Annotated in this window: 1 protein-coding gene; it reads left to right on the top strand. The window is 58.2% G+C overall.

Annotated features, from left to right (window positions below):
* Positions 1–1346: type I restriction endonuclease subunit R (locus tag EOL86_15085; protein NCD26893.1), on the top strand; the 1346-nt coding region annotated here is incomplete at both ends.

Here is a 1346-nt window from a genome sequence, read left to right as displayed (position 1 = left end):
TGTACCGCCGCCGGGCGGACATCGTCGGTTTCGTCAACGGCTTGCCGTTGTTGTTCATGGAGCTCAAGAACGTCAGCAAGGATATCCGCGCCGCCTACGAGCAGAACTTTCTGGACTACAAGGACACCGTCCCGCACCTGTTCCATCATAATGCCATGGTCGTGCTGGCCAACGGGGTGGATGCCAAGCTCGGCTCGCTCACCAGCCGGTTCGAACATTTCCACGAGTGGAAACGACTGGCCGAGAATCAGCCGGGCGCGGTGGCCATGGAAACCCTGCTCAAAGGAGTATGTGCCAAAGCCAATTTCCTGGACCTGGTGGAGAACTTCATCGTTTTCGACGACTCGGCAGGGGAAACAAAAAAGATTCTGGCCCGAAATCATCAGTTTCTTGGCGTCAACCGGGCCATCGAGGCGGTCCGCGACCGCAAACTCAGGAACGGCAAGCTGGGGGTGTTCTGGCATACGCAAGGGTCGGGCAAGAGCTATTCCATGGTGCTCTTTACCCGCAAGGTCCATCGCAAGCTGGGCGGCAACTTCACCTTTTTGGTCCTCACCGACCGCGACGATCTGGACACGCAAATCTACAAAACCTTTGCCGGATGCGGCGTGGTGGACAACGACCGCGACCCGTGCCGGGCAGCGAGCGGCGACCACCTTGCCGAGCTGTTGGCCCAGCACAAATCGCATGTCTTTTCGCTGATCCAGAAATTCAATCAGACAGTTAGCGAAGGTGATGCCTACTCCCGGCGCGATGACCTCATCGTCATCACCGACGAGGCCCACCGCACCCAGTACGGCACTCTAGCGCTCAACATGCGCAACGCACTGCCGAACGCCAGCTATATCGGCTTCACCGGTACACCGCTCTTTAAGGACGACGAGATCACCCGGCGAGTGTTCGGCGATTACGTCTCCACCTACGATTTCCAGCGGGCCGTCGAGGACAAGGCCACGGTGCCGCTCTATTACGATGCGCGTGGTGACAAGCTCGGCGTGGCGGTCGGCGATCTGAACGAGCGGATCGCCGAAAAGCTGGAAGAGCTGGAAACCGGCAATATCGATGTGGAGCAGCGCCTGGAGCAGGAACTCAAGCGCGATTATCACATTATCACGGCCGGGAAACGCCTTGACCAGGTGGCCCGCGATTTTGTGCAGCACTACTCCACGGCGTGGGAAACCGGCAAGGCGATGCTGGTCTGCATCGATAAGATCACCTGCGTCCGCATGCACAAGCTGATCGAGTTTTATTGGAATGAGCGAATCAGCGAGTTGATACGGGCGATTCATGAATCGCCCGTACAGGATGAGCAGGAGGAGATCTATCGGCGACGTCAGATCGAGTGG

Source organism: Deltaproteobacteria bacterium (genome assembly GCA_009930495.1).
Lineage (GTDB): Bacteria > Desulfobacterota > Desulfovibrionia > Desulfovibrionales > Desulfomicrobiaceae > Desulfomicrobium.
Note: the sequence above shows the minus strand (reverse complement) of the source record. Positions and strands in the feature narration are given on the sequence as shown.